The organism is Paenibacillus sp. 598K (genome assembly GCF_003851045.1).
Classification (GTDB): domain Bacteria; phylum Bacillota; class Bacilli; order Paenibacillales; family Paenibacillaceae; genus Paenibacillus_D.
The window spans coordinates 86,003-101,017 of record NZ_BFBX01000095.1; the positions used below are offsets into that span (position 1 = coordinate 86,003).

Annotated in this window: 15 protein-coding genes; 13 read left to right on the top strand and 2 right to left on the bottom strand. The window is 60.6% G+C overall.

The window, feature by feature from the left end:
- The first annotated feature begins 219 nt into the window (after window positions 1-219).
- Window positions 220-1,512, top strand: a complete 1,293-nt coding sequence (locus tag PA598K_RS25485; RefSeq protein ID WP_128659662.1) for an acetamidase/formamidase family protein — start codon at window positions 220-222, stop codon at window positions 1,510-1,512.
- A gap of 123 nt (window positions 1,513-1,635) precedes the next feature.
- Complete coding sequence (locus tag PA598K_RS25490; protein ID WP_128659663.1) at window positions 1,636-2,265, top strand: hypothetical protein; 630 nt, start codon at window positions 1,636-1,638, stop codon at window positions 2,263-2,265.
- A 106-nt stretch (window positions 2,266-2,371) separates the two neighbouring features.
- On the opposite strand, the gene PA598K_RS25495 is transcribed toward PA598K_RS25490, so the two are convergent.
- Window positions 2,372-2,884: a DUF2062 domain-containing protein gene (locus tag PA598K_RS25495; RefSeq protein ID WP_128659664.1), complete on the bottom strand. Its 513-nt coding sequence runs from the start codon at window positions 2,882-2,884 to the stop codon at window positions 2,372-2,374.
- Between the two features lie 185 nt (window positions 2,885-3,069).
- Between PA598K_RS25495 and PA598K_RS25500 the strand changes: the two genes are divergently transcribed.
- From PA598K_RS25500 to PA598K_RS25545, 10 genes are all read left to right on the top strand, one after another.
- A complete protein-coding gene (locus tag PA598K_RS25500; protein ID WP_128659665.1) occupies window positions 3,070-3,480 on the top strand; it encodes a hypothetical protein in 411 nt (136 codons plus the stop codon).
- Between the two features lie 166 nt (window positions 3,481-3,646).
- Window positions 3,647-4,648: a LacI family DNA-binding transcriptional regulator gene (locus PA598K_RS25505; RefSeq protein WP_128659666.1), complete on the top strand. Its 1,002-nt coding sequence runs from the start codon at window positions 3,647-3,649 to the stop codon at window positions 4,646-4,648.
- Between the two features lie 369 nt (window positions 4,649-5,017).
- Entirely contained in the window at window positions 5,018-5,902 is an 885-nt protein-coding gene (locus PA598K_RS25510; protein ID WP_376739075.1) for an ABC transporter permease, read from the top strand.
- 3 nt (window positions 5,903-5,905) lie between these two features.
- Window positions 5,906-6,760 (top strand): carbohydrate ABC transporter permease, encoded by an 855-nt coding sequence (locus PA598K_RS25515; RefSeq protein ID WP_128659668.1) that lies wholly within the window; start codon window positions 5,906-5,908, stop codon window positions 6,758-6,760.
- 161 nt (window positions 6,761-6,921) lie between these two features.
- Entirely contained in the window at window positions 6,922-8,487 is a 1,566-nt protein-coding gene (locus tag PA598K_RS25520) for an extracellular solute-binding protein (RefSeq protein WP_128659669.1), read from the top strand.
- A gap of 4 nt (window positions 8,488-8,491) precedes the next feature.
- The gene (locus PA598K_RS25525) at window positions 8,492-9,535 is read left to right on the top strand and encodes a Gfo/Idh/MocA family protein (protein ID WP_128659670.1); all 1,044 of its coding nucleotides are present in this window, start codon (window positions 8,492-8,494) and stop codon (window positions 9,533-9,535) included.
- A gap of 46 nt (window positions 9,536-9,581) precedes the next feature.
- Window positions 9,582-10,559 (top strand): Gfo/Idh/MocA family protein, encoded by a 978-nt coding sequence (locus PA598K_RS25530; protein ID WP_260405608.1) that lies wholly within the window; start codon window positions 9,582-9,584, stop codon window positions 10,557-10,559.
- Window positions 10,560-10,592: 33 nt separating this feature from the next.
- Window positions 10,593-11,750 carry an MFS transporter gene (locus tag PA598K_RS25535; protein WP_128659672.1) on the top strand — a complete coding sequence of 386 codons (1,158 nt, stop codon included), beginning with the start codon at window positions 10,593-10,595 and terminating at the stop codon, window positions 11,748-11,750.
- A gap of 26 nt (window positions 11,751-11,776) precedes the next feature.
- Window positions 11,777-12,730, top strand: coding sequence for a sugar phosphate isomerase/epimerase family protein (locus tag PA598K_RS25540; protein ID WP_128659673.1), 954 nt, complete (start codon window positions 11,777-11,779; stop codon window positions 12,728-12,730).
- 1 nt (window position 12,731) lies between these two features.
- Complete coding sequence (locus PA598K_RS25545) at window positions 12,732-13,250, top strand: MgtC/SapB family protein (RefSeq protein WP_128659674.1); 519 nt, start codon at window positions 12,732-12,734, stop codon at window positions 13,248-13,250.
- A 67-nt stretch (window positions 13,251-13,317) separates the two neighbouring features.
- Here PA598K_RS25545 and PA598K_RS25550 read toward each other — a convergent pair whose 3' ends face one another.
- Window positions 13,318-13,677: a type II secretion system protein gene (locus tag PA598K_RS25550; protein ID WP_128659675.1), complete on the bottom strand. Its 360-nt coding sequence runs from the start codon at window positions 13,675-13,677 to the stop codon at window positions 13,318-13,320.
- Between the two features lie 186 nt (window positions 13,678-13,863).
- Here PA598K_RS25550 and PA598K_RS25555 point away from each other — a divergent pair, with 186 nt between their 5' ends.
- Window positions 13,864-14,967, top strand: a complete 1,104-nt coding sequence (locus tag PA598K_RS25555) for a metallophosphoesterase (RefSeq protein WP_128659676.1) — start codon at window positions 13,864-13,866, stop codon at window positions 14,965-14,967.
- Window positions 14,968-15,015: the final 48 nt, after the last annotated feature.

Sequence of the window (15,015 nt, forward strand, 5' to 3'; positions counted from 1 at the left end):
GGTCACGGGATCGATCTTCCGATCGCTGTTGTCCCCAGATTTTTTTGTTTGAACCGCTGTAGCGGTCAAAATCCGGGGACAGCGTATGCTTTCGAAGCTAGCTTTTCTGCGAAAAGCTCTGAGGCGGACGCTGCGCTTCTACAGAATCGATTCCGTGCCTCTTCGGCAATTTGAGGGCAGCCTGAAATTTAATAGTTAGGCTGAAAGGAGCGTTCGCAGATGGAAGCGAAAATGACGGTGTATGTGGATCGATTTACAGACGGGGTGCTCGATCCTGCGCGACCGATGGAGTATCGGGTCAAGGACGGAGGCTATATCATCGCCAATACGGCGCCGGGCTGCTGGGGACCGATGATCACCCCGGCGCTCAAGGGCGGTCACGAGGTGACGCGGCCCGTCTATGTCGAAGGGGCAGAGCCTGGCGATGCGATCGTCATCCATATCGAATCGATCGCGGTCACTTCGATGGTCACGGCATCGGGCAACGATCGGCCGGTCGACGGCCGCTTCGATGGCGATCCGTTCGTAGCCGCCAAGTGTCCGCACTGCGGCACGGCCAACCCGCAGACGGTCGTCAAAGGTATCGGACCGCATTCGATCCGCTGCGCGCAATGCGACGAGCCAGTCGCCCCTTTTGAGCTTACGCATGCTTATACGATGGCGTTTGACGACAAGCGGCAGCTCGGGCTGACGCTGGATAAGGCTGCCGCCGAGCGTATCGCGGAGAACGCCCGTCACTACATGGCGACGCCGGAGCATTCGATCCAGAATCCGATCCTGCACTTTGCGCCTGCGGACATGCCCGGCACGATCGCCCGGGTCCGGCCGTTCCTCGGTCAGCTCGGGACGACGCCAGCCCGCGCCTTCCCGGACTCGCATAACGCGGGCGACTTCGGACAGTTCCTCATCGGAGCGCCCCATAGTCTGGCCCTGACGGCGGAGCAGCTGGAGGACCGGACGGACGGTCATATGGATATCAACCGGGTGCGGGAGGGAGCGATCCTCCTCTGTCCGGTCAAGGTCGAGGGCGGCGGCGTCTATCTGGGCGATATGCACGCGATGCAAGGCGACGGCGAGATCGCCGGCCATACGACGGATGTGTCGGGCGTGGTCAAGCTGCGGGTGCAGGTCATCAAGGGTCTGCAGCTCGAGGGGCCGATCCTGCTGCCGCTGGTCGAGGATCTGCCGTATCTGGCCCGCCCGTTCAGCGAGCAGGAAAAGCAACAGGCGGCGCAGATGGCTCATCAGTGGCATATCCCGCAGGTGGAGGAGCTGCTGCCGATCTCCTTTGTCGGCACAGGGGCCAATCTGAACGATGCGACGACCAACGGTCTGGAGCGGGCGGCGCGCTTCTTCGAGGTGACGGTGCCGGAGATCATGAATCGGGCGACGGTGAACGGGGCGATCCAGATCGGACGAAATCCGGGCGTCGTCACTGTGACCTTCCTCGCGCCGCTCCGCTATCTGGAGCGCAAGCAGCTCGCGGAGCTCGCCCAGAGCCAGTACCGGTAAGGGCCGGAGAGGCGCATGTGCAACGCAGAGCCATGTTCGGGCGTAGTATAGAGGAGGTAAATGCTCGAACATCACGCGGTGGCTCGGATAGCTGGCGAGCCGTCGCAGCAAGGAGCTGGTACGATGGCTAGAATGATCTTGTTGGCAGTGCTGGCGCTGCTGGTCGGATGGCTGATCTATGGCGGGTATGTGCGCGGGCGGCTGCGTCGCGTCTACGGGAGGATGGCGCGTCTGCATGCCGAGCTGAGCGGGGCAGGGGAGGCGCTTGAGCAATACATCAGCTTGATGCAAGGGGCGACGCGCAGGCAGGCCCTGACTGCTGAGGAGCGTCTGAGCGGTGTCCTGGAAGCGGCTCATGCGCTCATGCGTCAGATGACGGACGGCGTCCAGAGTCCGTGGCAGGTAGGGCGCGCTGCCAGGGAGACGACGTCCTGGGAGCGAGCGGCAGATCGGCTGGAGCGGACGGCAGCAGAGCTACAGACCGAGCTGGAGCAGCTGCGCAAGCTGGAGCGACGGGTGCAGCTGCTGCAGGAGGAGCGGCGGCAGGAGCTGCACCGGCTCCGGAGCCGGGCGGCTGCCCAGCGGCTGTCCGGAGTGAGCGAGGAGCTGGAGCGGATCGCACAGGAGTTGGAGGAGGCCGAAGCGATCGGCGTCTTCGACCCGGCGGGCGCTGCCGAGCGGCTCGCGGATATCGAGACGTATACGGCCGCGCTGGAGCGCAGGCTGCGGCAGCGGCAGCGGGATCGCGCTTAGCAGCGGGATTGCAGGAGGCATGCTCCAGTTGCGCCACGAATAGGCGTGAGGCACGTAAGTCGATTAGCGATAGCGGTTCACCGCGAACCTGCCCTAGCCTGCCATCCTAGCGCTGCGTTACGCCCTGGCGCAGTCTGCGGAGCAGCGGCTGCTTGTACCGCTTCAGCAGCCAGCGCATGATCGCGTAGAGCACGCCGAAGAAAACGAGGCTGTTGAAGGTCGAGCCCAGCAGGAAGTCGATGCCGAGATCGCCTAGCTTCTTCAGATGCCAGGCCGTCTCGTGGTAGTCGCTGTCAGGGATCTGCTTGTCCAGGAGACGATCCAGGTCGAAGGGGGTATTCCAGAGCAGAACATGGAAAAAATGGCCAACTTTGTAGTTCATATAGAAAAGGGCCGGCCACAGAATCGTGCCCAGCGACCCGCTGACGATCGCTGCGGGCATATTGCTCCGGCACAGCCGGGCCAGCGCCGCAGACAAGGCCATGCCGATGCCGAAGGTTGGGAACCAGCAAGGGAAGAAGCCGATGGTTGCGCCGAGGGCGACTTGATGGTCGCCCTTTTTGCTGCCCAAAATGCGAAGCGCGTAATACTTGGATCGTCTCAGAAGCTTGGTCTTCATGATGCATGTTCCTTTGCAGGGAAATAGTATATGTCCATCATAACAGATGTCGAGGCTATAGATCGAATGAGGTCAAATATCTTCTTCTCTTACATCGTCAGCCATCAAACCTATCATCCAACTTATTATGCCGCTAAACCGTCTATTTAATTGGATAAATAGAGCTGTCTGAGGGAGGAATCAAAATGACGATGCATCGAATAATGGTCGGATCTGTGCTATCAATGGCAACGCTGCTGCTGCTCCTCGCGGTCCTGGCATGGCAGGCCGACGGTGTTGACGACAAACCAAGGTCGCAGGTGCTGCAGGGTGTGCAAGAGGAACTGCGAGCGCATGCGCTAATCACTCATGACGAGGCGATACGGCTGATCGCCAGCCAGTACAAGGCGGAGACGGGCGTGCCGCTGGCGACCGATCTGGAGGATAAGAGCTATCGCGGCTATGTCAAAAGCATGGGGACGGCGTTTGGCGCTTTCTCGGATGAGGAGATGGCGCAGGTGGTCGAATATGTGAAGTTCATGGACAAGTATGAAAATGTGGGCCGCGATCCGCGCGACCGGATACAGCCGGGGGCTCCGAGCACGCTGGAGTCCTAGGGCGTGTCTGCACACCCTAGCCAACGCTCGGCGTCAAAGACGCCCAACGCTTCATACCCTAGACAACACGCGCCAAGCCTATGTTATAATGCGGGTACAATAAACCGGTTAACCGGCAGCCGGAAGGCGTGCCGGTATGCCTGCGGACAGGGAAGAGGACAGTAGGATGAAGCCAACGATCTATGATATAGCGAAGCTAGCGGGCGTCTCGACGGCAACGGTCTCCAAAGTATTCAACCGCACCGGCAATATTAGCGAAGCGACCCGATCCAAGGTGCTGCGGATCAGTCGGGAGCTGAAATATCAACCGAGCATGGTCGCCTCGGCGCTGGCAGGCAAAAATACATATTCGCTCGGTCTGCTGATCCCCGATCTAGTCAATCCGTTTTTCGCCGAGCTGGCGCGGCATGTCGAGGACAGGGCCCATGCGCTCGGCTACAACCTGATCATCTGCAATACGGACAACGATATCAACAAGGAGATTCAGTACATCCAGCTGCTCCGTCAAAAAAGCGTCGACGGCATCATCGTGGCCACTGGCGTGCGCGATGACGACGCGCTCAAGGAGCTGATCCATCAGCAGGTGCCAGTCGTTCTGGTCGCGCGCGAGATGTCGATGCTGGCCGTCAGCACGGTGCTGACGGACGATTTTGTCGGGGGCTACAATGCAGCTTCGCATCTGCTGGAGCTCGGCCATCGACGGATCGGCCTCGTCGCCGAGAGCATGACGGTGTCGAGCAGCAAGGAGCGGGTCCGTGGATGTCGCTATGCGCTGGAGGAGGCAGGCGTGCCGTATGACGACAAGCTGCTGGCGGTGAGCGACTTCTCGGTCGCCGGCGGCAAGGAGGCGGCAGCCGGACTGCTGCGGGAGGAGCCGACGGCGATCTTTGCCTGCAACGACCTGCTGGCGATCGGCGTCATGCAGGCGGCCAAGGAGGCGGGGCTGGCTATCCCATCGGAGCTGTCGGTCATCGGCTTCGACAATACGATCCTGGCGACGATCACCGACCCGCCGATGACGACGATCGCGCAGCCGATCCGGGCGATTGGGCATCAGGTGGTCGATCTGATCACGCGCGAGATCAACGGCGAGCAGGTCGTCAAGCAGCGGGTCGTGCTGCTGCCAGAGCTGATCCGGCGCGGCTCGACGGCCGCGAGGTCGGAATAGACAAGGCGATGCCGGTGGAGAACGGTTAGTAGGGATTATGGGGCGCTGGGCGTCCCAACACGCCGATATTTGTAAGCGCATACTTTATTTTTGAAAGTAACCGTTTAACTTCTGTTGAACGGTTTTTTTGCTGGAGAGGCTGGATTTTTTCCGCATTCCGGAGGCGAATGGATTGTTTTTCGGCTCCAATCAAAAAAAATTATTGACGAATAGGGGCAAGGTATCTTATCCTTTTTAGGTAAGCGGTTACTCCCCATAGATTAACTTGAATGCGTTTACTTTGTATGAAAATCCAATAAGCGAGGGGTAGCGATGACACAAACTAGCCAGACAACGATACAAGAGAAAAAGAAACCGCTTGCAATACGGATGTGGAAGGAACGATGGCTTTATGTGTTCCTGACGCCGGGTCTGATCTACTTCATCATCTTCAAGTACATGCCGATGTGGGGCGTGCTGATGTCGTTTCAGAACTATCAGCCGCATCTTGGCCTGTTCGGCAGCAAGTGGGTCGGTTTTCGCCATTTCGAACGTTTCTTCACCGAGCCGGAGTTTTGGCAGTTGTTCCGCAACACGTTGTATATTGCCTTTTTGGATCTGGGCATTTTCTTCCCGTTGACGATCATCCTGGCGCTGATGCTCAACGAGATCGGCCGGGAGATGTTCAAGAAGACGTTCCAGACGTTGATCTACGTGCCGCATTTCCTCTCCTGGGTCGTCGTTGTCGGCATCTGCTATTTGCTCCTGACGACAGAGGGCGGCACGATCAACGAGCTGCTGGCGTCGATGGGCTTCGAGAAGATCAACTTCCTGATGAGCGAGTCGTGGTTCCGACCGATGATCATCCTCCAGATGATCTGGAAGGATGCGGGCTGGGGCACGATCATCTTCCTGGCGGCGCTCGCTGGCGTCAGCCCTCACCTGTACGAGGCTGCGCGCATCGACGGGGCAGGCCGGATGCGGATGATGTGGCATGTGACGCTCCCGTCGATCCGCAGCGTCATCGTCATCCTGCTCATCCTGCGGCTGGGCAACTTCATCGATCTGGGCTTCGAGCAGATCTTCCTGATGGTCAATGCGCTCAATCGCGAGGTCGGCGAGGTGTTCGACACGTATGTGTACCGGGTCGGCATGCAGCAGGGCCAGTTCAGCTACAGCGCCGCAGTTGGACTGTTCAAGTCGTCGGTCGGTCTGGTGCTGATCGTCATGGCCAACTGGATGGCCAAAAAATTCGGCGAGGAAGGGGTGTATTAGAAGATGGTCAAAGAAACCAGTCTCGGCAGTCGACTGTTCGATACGTTCAACTACATCTTCCTGGGCGGCTTTGCCCTGATAACCTTCCTGCCGTTCCTGTACGTTGTCACGTCTTCGTTTTCGTTGACGCCAACACTGTTCCCAAGGGAGTTCAATCTGGACGCCTATGTCTACATCTTCTCGGCGCCGACCTTCGTCCGGAGTCTGCTGATCTCGATCTACATCACGCTGCTCGGCACGGCGATCCAGCTGCTCCTGACCGTGCTGATGGGCTATTCGCTCTCCTACAAGCATCTGCCCGGGCGGCGGCTCATCCTGCTGATGGTGCTGTTCACGATGGTGTTCAGCGGCGGCATGATCCCGACGTACTTCGTCGTCAAGTCGGTCGGCATCATGAATACGCTATGGGCGCTCATGCTGCCCGGCGCGATCAGCGCCTTCTACCTGATCATCCTGAAAAACTTCTTCCAGGCGATCCCGGACGAGCTCAAGGAGGCGGCGAAGATCGACGGCAGCCACGAGGTCGGCATCCTGTTCCGGATCATCCTGCCGTTGTCCTTGCCAGCGCTGGCCGCCTTTGGCCTCTTCTACTCCGTCGGCATCTGGAACCAGTACTTCAGCGCGATCCTCTACATCACGGATTCGAGCCTGTATCCGGTGCAGGTGCTGCTGCGGCAGGTCATCATCCTGACGCAGGGCTCGATCGGGGATTCGACGGAGATCGAGAGCGTACCAGCGTATGCCAAGTCGATCAAGATGGCGGTTATCGTCGTCGCCACGCTGCCGATTATGGTCGTCTATCCCTTCCTGCAGAAGCATTTTGCCAAAGGGGTGCTGATCGGCTCCGTCAAAGGCTAAGGGATGCAAGGCGTGCTGTTGAACCTTTGATTTGAATGACGAGCTTCAGACGGTCACCCAATCGGAAGAACGATCCGTGACCGTAGGCTCCCTTTTGAGGGCAATCCGGAGCTGGTCATTTGATAGCATCACCAAAAAACGATGAAGCGAGGGGTACACGTATGGAGAAAGGACAGAGACAGATGAAGCGATTGACGTTAGGGATGCTGGCGCTGGTCATGGCGACAGTCACGGCCTGCTCAAGCGGCAACGAAGGAAGCTCCGGCAGCGCAGGCAGCGGCAACGCGCCGGCGAGCGGAGCAAACAACGGCGGCAAGGATAACGTAAGCGAAGCGCCGTTCGAGATGAGGCTCATGTACAACTTCGATGGCGTAGAGTTCCCGCCTGCGGGCAATGAGGTGCACAAACGGATCGAAGAGCTGACGAATACGACGCTGCGCATCGAGCCGCTGCCGGGCTCGGCATTCGAGGAGCGGCTGCCGGTTATGCTGGCTTCCGGCGATCTGCCTAGCGCGGTGCCGATCCCGCGTCGTCATCAGAAGCTGCCCTACGTCGTCAATGCGGTGAGCACCGGACTGTTCTGGGAGATCGGTCCGTATCTGGAGCAGTTCCCGAATCTGTCGCAGATCAATCCGGCAATCTACGACAACATCCTGTATGACGGCAAGCTCTATGGGCTGCCCCGCGTGCGTCCGCTCGCCCGTCGCGCCTTCCACTACCGCGCCGACTGGGTCGAGAATTTGGGCCTGCAAGAGCCGAAGACGCTCGAGGACTTCTACAACATGCTGGTCGCCTTCAAAAACGACGATCCGGACGGCAACGGTCAGGACGACACGGGCGGGCTGGTCATGATGCAAAACCAGATCGGCCGCTACTTTACCCCGTTCTTCGGCGCGCCGAACCAGTGGGAGCTCAAGGACGGCCAGTTCATCCGCGACGCGATGACCGACGAGTTCCTCGAGGCGCTCAAGTTCGAGAAGCGGCTGTATGACGAGAACCTGCTGAACCGCGACTTCGCGATCATGGATCGTCCGGAATGGACGGCTGCGATGGAGACGGGCCGCGCCGGCGTCCGCAATGACGTCACGGGCTCGGCGACTGGCATCGAGGAAGCGATCCAGGAGAACAACCCGAATGCGCGGATCGGCATGTTCAGCGTACTGGAGGGCGATCATGGCAAGCGTGTATTCGCAGAGGGCGGACACAACGGCTTCTACCTGTTCCCGAAATCTTCGCTCCCGACAGAGGAGGATCTGCTGAAGGCGCTGGCCTTCTTCGACACGCTGGCTGGCGAGGAGGGCGCCAACCTGCTCGCATGGGGCATCGAGGGCACGCACTATGAGCTGGTGGACGGCAAACCAAAGCATCTCGAGGACGGCAATTACGGCGAAGTGGTAGGCGCCTCGTACTCCGCTCCGCTGTCGACGCTGCCGGCAGCTACCAACGCGATGCAAGGCGACAAGAAGCCGCTGGACGTCCTCGCAGCCGAAATCGAGCTGGAAAACGAAGGCTTCATGGTCGCCGATCCGACGCTGTCGCTCATCTCCGAGACTTACCTGGAGAGCGGCGCGCAGATCGAAACGATCCTGGAGGACGCGCATGTCAAGTTCGTCATGGGCGAGATCAATGAAGAGCAGTGGCGAGCCCAGGTCGAGCTGTGGCGCTCGCGCGGCGGCGACAAGATCGCAGCGGAATACGCGGAAGCGTATGCGCGCGCCAATCAGTAGCGATATGACAAAACGTATGAAGGTAGGGATCATCGGCGCCGGGGGCATCGCCAGAGGCGCGCATATCCCGGGGTATCTGAAGCTGACCGAGCAAGTGGAGCTCGTCGCGGTAGCGGATGTCGTACGGTCGCAGGCGGAAGCTTGCGGCCGGCAGTTCGGCATCCCGCACATCTATGACAGCTATGAAGCGATGCTGGCTGCCGGCGGGCTCGACGCGGTCAGCATATGCACGCCCAACAAATTCCACGCGGCTGCCGCGATCGCTGCCCTGGAGGCGGGCTGCCATGTGCTCTGCGAGAAGCCGCCGGGCATCACCCCGGCAGAAGCGGAGGCGATGGCGGCTGCGGCGAGGCGGCACAATCGGCTGCTGACGTACGGCTTTCACTACCGGTATGCGACGGAGGTGGAGACGCTGCGGCGATTCATCCGCGCCGGAGAGCTCGGCGATATCTATATGGCCCGCGTGACGGCGACGAGGCGGCGCGGCATCCCGGGCTGGGGCGTATTTACGAACAAGGAGCTGCAAGGCGGCGGCGCGCTGATCGACATCGGCGTGCATATGCTGGATGCGGCGCTCTATCTGATGGGCTATCCCGAGCCGGAGCAGGTGCTGGCCCGCACCTACAACAAGCTCGGCACTCGCCCGGGCGTCGGCCTCGGCGGCAGCTGGGACTGGGCGAACTTCTCCGTCGAGGATACGGCTGTCGGGATGATCACCTTCAGGAACGGCGCCAGTCTGATGCTGGAGACGGCCTTCGCGGCCAATGTCGAGCAGGACAAGCAGATGCAGGTGTCGCTCCTGGGCGATCAGGGCGGCGCGGATGTGTTCCCGCTCAAGATCTATCAGGAGAAGCATGAGACGCTGGTCGATGTGACGCCGGTCTATCAGCAGGCGGGCAAGCCGCGCGAGGCGGAGATCGCGGCATTCGTCAGAGGCTGTCTGGGCGGCGAGCTGCCGGCGAGCACGCCGCAAGAGGGGGTGCTGCTGCAGCGGCTCGTCGATGCGCTGTACCGGTCGGCCGAGACGGGCGAGGCGATCCGACTGTGAGCAGACATAGGAGCGAGGGGAGACGCGTGATATGATAGGGGTAGCTATGTTAAGCAGATGGCATGTCCATGCCGACGATTATGCCTTGCAGGCCGCCAGCCATCCCGATCTGGAGGTGCGGGCGGTCTGGGACGAGGAGCCGGAGCGCGGGCGCGCGTGGGCGGCGGAGCTCGGCGTGCCGTTCGTCTCCGAGCTGGATGAGGTGCTGGCCGACCCGACGCTGTCCGGGGTCATCATCTCCGCGCCGACGACGATGCATGAGGAGCTGATGCTCCGCGCCGCTCGCAGCGGCAAGCATATCTTCAGCGAGAAGGTGCTGGCGCCGACGACGGCGGCATGCGAGCGTATCCTGGAGGCGGTGCAGGCGCATCGGGTCCATCTGATGCTGTCGCTGAAGCGGCTGACCGACGACTATTATGTGTACGCGCAGTCGGTGCTGGACCGAGGGCTGCTGGGACGGCTCAGTCTGATCCGCTGCCACCTCGCCCACAACGGCGGTCTGCCGCAGCCGGAGCGTCCGACCGGCATCCTGCCTGCGTCCTTCTTCGATCCGACTGTGAGCGGCGGCGGCGCCTTGATCGATCTGGGCGCCCATCCGGTCTATCTGACCAACCGGCTCGCTGGCCCGGCGAAGCATCTGTTCGCCCAGTTGCACCGCATGTACGACCGCGAGGTGGAGGACAGTGCGATGGTCGTCGTCGAGTATGCCTCCGGCGCGCTTGGCGTCATCGAGGCGAGTCTGGTGACCAGCGGCACGTTCAAGCTGGAGCTGCACGGCTCGGAAGGGATGCTGCAGATCGAGAAGGGCAGAACGCCGAGGATCCGCAGCCGTCTGCTCGGCGACGGCAGCTGGCAGACGCCGCCGATGCCGCCCGCGCTGCCATCGGCGATGGCGCAGTGGGCGGCGCAGATCCGGGAAGGGACGGAGCCGACGATCACGTCCGCCGATTACCTCGCCTTGACCCGCGTCATCGAAGCGGCCGTCCGCTCGGACCGCGAGGGGGCCCGCGTCAGTATGGACTAGCCGTCTTACCCGTCAGAAAGGTGAGACAGCATCATGATCCCAACCAAATATTCGGTTCATCTCTATGTAGCCTTCTTCTATATGACCCATGCGTCGTTTAGTCCGTTCCTTGGCTTCTGGTTTTCAGAGCAGGGGCTGTCGAGCCGGCAGATCGGTCTGCTGTTCTCCATCGGGCCGCTGGTAGGATTGCTCGTGCAGCCGCTGTGGGGCATCGTCTGCGATCGCTTCGGCATCGAGAGGCGGGTGCTGGCGATCAGCCTGCTCGCCGCGCCGCTGCTCGCCTTCGGCTACGTGCTGGCGGATGGCGTATTCGCCCTGTTCATCCTCACGGCGGTAGTCTATGCGGTGTTCTATTCGTCTCTGATGCCGATCACCGATGCGATCACGGTCAGTCATGCTCGCGAGCACGGCCAGAGCTATGGCGGCATCCGCTTCCTCGGCTCGCTGAGCTTCGCCTTGCTGATCACGCCGTTTGGTCTGCTCTATGATCGCTTCGGCATCGACACGATGTTCGTTATGCAGCTCATCGCGATGCTGGCCGCAGCGCTCATGCTGCTGCAGGTGAAGCGTCCGTCCGTGTCGCTGCGCCGACCCGGGCGGATGTTCTCGGGGCTGGGCCAGCTGCTGCGCCAGCCGTCCTTCGGCTGGTTTCTGTTGTTCGTATTTGTAGTCTCGATCGGCAATCATTTCTATAATGTGTTTTTCTCCGTCTTCATCGGGAGGCAGGGCGGGCAGGCTGCCGAGCAGATCGGCTGGCTGAACTCCATCTCGGCGCTGAGCGAGCTGCCGTTCTTCCTGCTCTCGGGTCTGCTGATCCGCCGCTGGGGCTACTACCCGATCCTGTGCGCGACGGCGCTGGCCGGGGCGCTCCGCTGGTGGAGCCTGTCGCTAGAGCCGACCTTTGCGGTGCTGATGACCAGCCAACTGCTGCATGGGATGACCTTTGCCTTGTTCATGGCAGCCGGCATCAACTATGCGTTCGAGCGCAGTCCGGAGGGGATGAAAAATACGGGTCAGACCGTATTTGCCCTCGTCTACATGAATCTCGCCAACATCGTCGCCAGCAACGGCGGCGGTTGGCTGCTCGACCAATATGGCTTCCCGGTGCTCTACCGGACCGGCGCGCTGCTGGCGCTCTCGGGCGCAGCAGGCTTCGTCCTGCTGGCGCTCCATGTGCGGCGGCGTGGCTGACGATAACTGGAATGGAGGTTCCGACTATGTTGAACAAACCCGACTATTCTTTCTCGACGATGTGGAACCTGCGCAAGCATACGCGCGGACATGAGATGATCGAGGAAATACAACGTCTCGGCTTCGAGCAGGTCGAGCTGAACTATAATGTGACGACAGAATTCCTCGAGACGATCGAGCCGATGATCGAGCAGGGCAGCATCCGCGTGTCGAGCGTGCATAATGTGTTCCCGTTCATCAACGACAAGGACTACGACACCGACTCGGTCATGCTCGGCTTCGACGATCTGGACAAGCGCCGGCGCTCGGTCGAGCTGCTGATCCAATCGATCGACTATGCGCATCGCTATGGCGCCAAAGGCGTCGTCGTCCATCCGGGCGAGGTGCCCTTCGCCTACAATATCGACAACGAGCTGAAGCGGCTGTGGCGAGAGCAGGGCAAGGCGTCGCCGGCCTATCAGAAGCTCTGGAACGAGATGTTGGAACGCCGCAACGAGCTGGCGCCGATCCATGTGCAGCGCATCCAGGACAGTCTGGAGATCGTATGCGACTATATCGCTCGCAAGGGGCTGGATATCAAGATCGGCATCGAGACGCGCTCCCGCTGCTACCAGATCCCGACGCTGCAGGAGGCGGACCAGATCATCACAGGACTGCAGGGCGCGCCGGTCTACCTCTGGTACGATATCGGCCACGGCATGATGATGGAGCGGATGGGGCTGTACGACAACGCTGCCGAGATCCAGCAGATGAAGGATAAGGTGCTGGGCGTGCACATCCACGAGACAGTCGAGCTGGTCGATCACTGGTGTCCGTATGTCCACAGCAAGGACAACGAGACGTTCGACGCCTTCCTCGACGTCATCGACGCCGCGCCGATCAAGGTGTACGAGCTTCGCGCGCCATGCACGGAGGAGGAGATCGAGGAGAGCTACCGGATCATGACGGAGAAGCTCGCGGCGCGGAAGCCGCGCGTGTGATGTGAGCTACCTCGACGAGCTTCTGATTGGCTGGCTGGGCGACTTCGAGCTGCTGCTGCGTATCCTCGTCAGCGCGCTGTGCGGCTTCCTGATCGGTCTGGACCGGACGCATAAGCACAAGCCGGCAGGCGTCAAGACGTATACCTTCGTCACATCGGCGTCGACGCTCATCACGATCGTATCGATCCATAGCGTCGAGGTGTACAGCGGCATGCAGGAGCATACGATGATGGACCCGATGCGGCTGGCGGCCCAGATCGTCACGGGCCTCGGCTTCATCGGTGCGGGCATTATCCTCAAAAACGGCGAGCGTGTCGTCGGCCTCACCTCGGCGGCGATGATCCTGTTCGCCGGGGGCGTCGGCATCGGCTTCGGGGCCGGCTTCTACAGCATCGTCATCTGTACGATCGCCATCACCTTCGTCTTCATCCGGCTCGGCACATGGGCCGACCGCCGGGAGCGCCGCAAGCTGCAGGAGCAGCGCCGCGCCAGCTCGGGCAGCAGCCCTCCGATGTTATGAGCGGAGGGCTTTTCTCTGCGAAGCGGGCACATCCAAACGCCTATAACCCGCTTTATTGTGTCCGTCGTTACACGACCTTTCCCATCAGTCCGCCGATGATGATCTTCCGGCTCCCGTCATATTGAGCGGACACCGTACAGCCGCCTTGATAGTCGGCCAGCCTTACAATGGGAATCGCCATTTTGACGGTCAGAGCAGCCGACTTTTCCTCCCCGGACTCATAGTCCAAGTGAAGCCGAAGCTGGACAAGCGCCTGCAGCTCATTGCCGCCCACCTGCTGGATGCTCTGAATGACCGCCCGGGCGGCGCTGGCGCGCCGTTTGTACTGTGCATGCTGTACGCCTTTTCGGTATTGATAGACCCCTGCACCGATGAGCAAGACAGCTGCAACCCCAAGCGCAACAAGGACCTCAATTAACCACTCCAAATGATTTGCCCCCCATCTCAGGTATCTAACAGCGTCGTTCGTTTCTTTACTTGCCTTGCGCTTCATTACGAGTAAAGTTGCGAAACGTTTCGGCAAACTTCATAATAAATGAGGTAACCAAGCGGGTGATTTGGCTCGAATCAGGTGGAATATCGATGGCATACAGGATGGGGGTTTAGCTTTTTTATGTGGGTGTTTGTTGGAATCGGAGTCATACTCGTATATGCCTCTTTGGTGTTCTATATCGGCTGGAGCGGTTGGAGCTGGATGCGGCCCAAGGTATCCAGACGGTTTAAGGTGCTGTACATCGTGTTGCTGGTATTTTTGTCGACATCCTTTATCTTCGGTCGATTCCTGGGCAGTTTTTCGCTGCTGAGCATTATCGGCAATTACTGGCTGGCGGTGTTCTCGTTGCTGCTGATCATGCTGCCGATTGTCCACCTCTGCGTGTGGCTCTCGCGCCTGACGCGGCTGCCGCGTCATCATACGCAGAAGTGGGCCGGCTGGATCACGCTGACGGCGCTGATCGCGCTGATTGGCTATGGGTCTTTTAATGCATACAGCCCGGTTGTGCGAGAGTACACGATCGAGATCGATAAGCCGGTGCAAGGACTGCAGGAGCTGCGGGTCGTCATGGCGGCCGACATGCACTTCGGCTTGCTGTCCGGCCCCTCGCACGCGCGCCGCATGGTCGAGGAGATCAACGCGCTGCAGCCGGATCTGGTCATCTACCCCGGCGATATCATCGACGACGATCTGGAGGCCTACGAGCGCAGCGGCATCCCGGAGATCATCGCCGGCGTCGAGGCTCCGATGGGCGTATACGCCTCGCTCGGCAATCATGACAAGTTCGATGGTCCGATCGAGGATCTCGTCGCGGCGCTCGAGCGCAGCAACATGGAGGTGCTCTATGACGATGTCGTCACGATCGAGGACAAGCTGACGCTGATCGGGCGGAGGGATCGCACCGAGCCGGAGCGGCGAGACGTCTCGGCGCTGGTCGCGGAGGCGGATGCCAGCCAGCCGCTTATCCTCCTCGATCACCAGCCGTATGAGCTCGGCGTAGCTGCCGACAACGGCATCGACCTGATGCTCTCCGGCCATACGCATCGCGGCCAGATCGCGCCAGCGCATCTCATCACGAGGGCTCTCTACGAGAATGATTGGGGCCATGTGCAGAAGGGCTCATTCCACTCGGTCGTTACCTCCGGCTACGGTTTTTGGGGGCCGCCGATCCGGATCGGCAGCCGCTCGGAGATCGTCCTGCTCCACCTGCGATTCGCGGGGTAGCTGCTGCTCAGGTTCTGGCCGGGTCGGGCGTCGCATACAATAGTACCA

Excerpts from the sequence above, each read along its gene's own strand:
- PA598K_RS25490 (WP_128659663.1), top strand. The coding sequence starts at position 1,636 with ATGGCTAGAATGATCTTGTTGGCAGTGCTGGCGCTGCTGGTCGGATGG.
- PA598K_RS25525 (WP_128659670.1), top strand. The coding sequence starts at position 8,492 with ATGACAAAACGTATGAAGGTAGGGATCATCGGCGCCGGGGGCATCGCC.
- PA598K_RS25540 (WP_128659673.1), top strand. The coding sequence starts at position 11,777 with ATGTTGAACAAACCCGACTATTCTTTCTCGACGATGTGGAACCTGCGC.
- PA598K_RS25495 (WP_128659664.1), bottom strand. The coding sequence starts at position 2,884 with ATGAAGACCAAGCTTCTGAGACGATCCAAGTATTACGCGCTTCGCATT.
- PA598K_RS25485 (WP_128659662.1), top strand. The coding sequence starts at position 220 with ATGGAAGCGAAAATGACGGTGTATGTGGATCGATTTACAGACGGGGTG.
- PA598K_RS25530 (WP_260405608.1), top strand. The coding sequence starts at position 9,582 with ATGTTAAGCAGATGGCATGTCCATGCCGACGATTATGCCTTGCAGGCC.
- PA598K_RS25535 (WP_128659672.1), top strand. The coding sequence starts at position 10,593 with ATGATCCCAACCAAATATTCGGTTCATCTCTATGTAGCCTTCTTCTAT.
- PA598K_RS25510 (WP_376739075.1), top strand. The coding sequence starts at position 5,018 with ATGTGGAAGGAACGATGGCTTTATGTGTTCCTGACGCCGGGTCTGATC.
- PA598K_RS25555 (WP_128659676.1), top strand. The coding sequence starts at position 13,864 with ATGTGGGTGTTTGTTGGAATCGGAGTCATACTCGTATATGCCTCTTTG.
- PA598K_RS25520 (WP_128659669.1), top strand. The coding sequence starts at position 6,922 with ATGGAGAAAGGACAGAGACAGATGAAGCGATTGACGTTAGGGATGCTG.
- PA598K_RS25515 (WP_128659668.1), top strand. The coding sequence starts at position 5,906 with ATGGTCAAAGAAACCAGTCTCGGCAGTCGACTGTTCGATACGTTCAAC.
- PA598K_RS25505 (WP_128659666.1), top strand. The coding sequence starts at position 3,647 with ATGAAGCCAACGATCTATGATATAGCGAAGCTAGCGGGCGTCTCGACG.
- PA598K_RS25500 (WP_128659665.1), top strand. The coding sequence starts at position 3,070 with ATGACGATGCATCGAATAATGGTCGGATCTGTGCTATCAATGGCAACG.